Origin of the sequence: Psychrobacter sp. (assembly GCF_036731945.1) — a bacterium.
Classification (GTDB): Bacteria; Pseudomonadota; Gammaproteobacteria; order Pseudomonadales; family Moraxellaceae; genus Psychrobacter.
In genome coordinates this window covers 16842-19477 of the sequence record NZ_DAINDI010000003.1, presented here as the reverse complement: position 1 = coordinate 19477, position 2636 = coordinate 16842, and the positions used below count along the sequence as shown (strand labels likewise).

General features: G+C 40.7%; 4 protein-coding genes and 1 pseudogene. 3 read left to right on the top strand and 2 right to left on the bottom strand.

All coding sequences use genetic code 11. The annotated features are described in order from the left end of the window. On the top strand, positions 1 to 137 hold a 137-nt coding region (locus V7D75_RS00990; RefSeq protein WP_333613099.1), incomplete at its 5' end, for a hypothetical protein. Positions 138 to 212: 75 nt separating this feature from the next. On the opposite strand, the gene yiaA is transcribed toward V7D75_RS00990, so the two are convergent. Beyond that, the gene (gene yiaA / locus V7D75_RS00985; RefSeq protein WP_296191512.1) at positions 213 to 773 is read right to left on the bottom strand and encodes an inner membrane protein YiaA; all 561 of its coding nucleotides are present in this window, start codon (positions 771 to 773) and stop codon (positions 213 to 215) included. Between the two features lie 169 nt (positions 774 to 942). Between yiaA and V7D75_RS00980 the strand changes: the two genes are divergently transcribed. Both V7D75_RS00980 and V7D75_RS00975 read left to right on the top strand, forming a co-directional pair. Then, a complete protein-coding gene (locus V7D75_RS00980; RefSeq protein WP_296191513.1) occupies positions 943 to 1560 on the top strand; it encodes a hypothetical protein in 618 nt (205 codons plus the stop codon). Between the two features lie 39 nt (positions 1561 to 1599). Continuing rightward, positions 1600 to 2217, top strand: a complete 618-nt coding sequence (locus tag V7D75_RS00975; protein WP_333613034.1) for a hypothetical protein — start codon at positions 1600 to 1602, stop codon at positions 2215 to 2217. Positions 2218 to 2326: 109 nt separating this feature from the next. On the opposite strand, the pseudogene V7D75_RS00970 reads toward V7D75_RS00975, so the two are convergent. After that, positions 2327 to 2636, bottom strand: a pseudogene (locus V7D75_RS00970) (DUF4112 domain-containing protein); the annotation flags it as partial.

Genomic DNA, 2636 nt, shown 5'->3' with positions numbered 1-2636 from the left:
GGGCAAAGGGTTATGCACTAGCACCGATATGCGCCGAAGCATTAGCAGATATGATGCTTGGCTGCTTTGCGCCTTTATCGGCTGTTACGTTAGGACGGCTGTCACCCAATCGGGCGCGATTGCATAAAGCGGGCTAATTTATTATTTTAATCATTTATTTTATATAGCTTAAAATAGGCTATTCAACTAACTTTTATGAATATAGTAAAATATTATTCACTATCGTTCTGATCACGACTATCTATTCTTGATTTAACAGAACCAAATAGTGACTTTCCTGAATCTGTCTTTTGATTCGATATTCTGGCGGTATTATCATCGCTAAGACTATTCGGTGAAATTAATGCACGGATTTGCGCTTCATCTCGGGTGTTCTTTTGAATCGTGACAGCAGCAAATAAGCTCATGGTAAACGCCATCATATAAAATCCTTTTTCACTCAAGCTTAAACCACTGGCATTCATCAGCCCAATAGCAATAAGTGCAATGGAAACCGCCAACGCCGCCCAGCTTATTAGATAATATAGATTGGTGGTTGGAATACCTTCTGCACGGTCACGCAGAGTTTTTTGTAGGCTGATTGCTGAATACAATCCCAATGCTAAAATAGCAAAGTAATAACCCTTTTCATTCAGTAGCATACTTTGTGCATTCCATAAGCCCATCAAATACGCCAAGACGCCTACCAGCATCACCGCCCAAGAAGTACCTACATAAGCGGTCGTCGGCTTATATGCCGCTAGCTGACTTTTTGTAATTGTGTCATTATCCATTATTGTCCTTAACTGCTTATCCATTATTAATTGTTTTATCGCAACGCTTGCCAACTAGTGTTTTACCTTGGGGTAAAATAGCACAAGTATGTTATGTTGTGATACACAAATATGCACAGAAAAATGCGCGCTTTTTTATATTTATAGCTTTTTATGACAGAGTATTGATATGTCTTTTTTTACGCTACTTATTTTACTCAGCCTTATCATTATTGTACCCATCTTTTTTATCATAAAAGAGAAATCTCGTCGGCTGCAAATTGACTCAATCCATAGGCATAAGCAATATTTAGCGTCCGCAAGTAGCGCCTTGTCTGAAAGCGAGCAAAAAGTGCCGCAGAACGACAAAACAGATGGTCTGACTGTTATTAAGTTTACCGCGCAGCATCCATTTATAAAATACCTCTATGCTGAACAAGTTCCTGAGGCATTTCGTGCCATTATGGACGATATTGGACAACAGTATGAGCGCATGCACCATACGCAAATTACCGAATCACAGCTGTTTACTCTTAATAAACTTATAGAGATACGCATACCCGAACTGATTCATGATTACCTCAGCCTCGACCCGCATTATGCCACTACTGTCATTATTGACCGTGATAAATCTGTTACCAGTTATAGTATGGTATTAGAGCAGTTGCATTCTATTTTGGACTTTGCACAAAAGCTAAACATCCAAAGCCAAAGTGGCGTCGTTGATAAACTGCTTGCCAGTCGTCGCTATTTAGATGATGTCTACCAAGAAAGCGCAACCAGTAACGATTTATTAAAATTAAAGTAAAAACTAGCCCATACCTTAATCAATGGATAGCTGTCTATTATGAAAACCGATATTTTTACCTTAGTAACATCAAAACCATCCTTTAAAGCGATTTCTATCACTCTATTAAGCCTCTCCCTACTAAGTGCTTGCCAAAAGACGCCAGAACCTGAAACCGCCGAAGAGACGACGGTTAACACAACCACCCAAACGACACCCGTAAGCTCTAATATTAATGCGCCTAAAGTTACTGATGAAAATACTGCTAAGCCAGCTGATACTTTAGAACAGGATACAAGCTTAAATGAATCAGAAAACGAGCTTAGCGCAGCGGACAATTCAACAAATAGTGCTGCGATAATGCCCAATCCAGAACAAGCCATCAAAGGCGCACAAATCACTGATGTTAACTATCGCAGCGCTAGCGGTGAGACGTTATTTGTCATTTTTGAGACCTCAGAAAAAGGCGTACTTAACGCTATCGTCAACCTGCCCAATAAACCAAAAATGACCTTGAGTGCGCCAGAAGGCCAAGGCAATAACCCTACCTACCGCTCAAGCGATGGCAGTATTCAGCTGGTCAGTCATGGCGGTGGTAGCAGCATAGACCTTATTCAAAATAATAAAACAACGAGCTTTGAGGCCATCAGTGTAGAAGCAGAAGTCATCACCGAATAGTTTTATCGATAAAGATTTGGCTTAAAATCTGTCAAAAATAATAAACTCAACCCTAAAAAAAGCGGCAAATACTTATCATATTTCCCGCCTTTTTTGCGCTACTTTACCTTTAGCCAAAGCCAGTGGTCTTGCCAAACAGACTGACCAGCCAGCTTATCATCGCCCATAAGCCCCAGCCGATAACCACAATAACGATTAATCCTAATAGGTCAGGGATATGCAGATATAACCAAGCAACGATAGGATTACGCCAAAAGAACGCAAAGCGACTTTGCTGCTGCCTATCTTCTAATGATTGATGCAAAAACGGCCGATCCATATGCATGGTTTCGGTAATGCCATATTCATCGTGTAGATGCTCGTGCACGATGCTCAATGTCTTACGACTGGGCCGAATAAAAATATCGAGCACTGTGCCA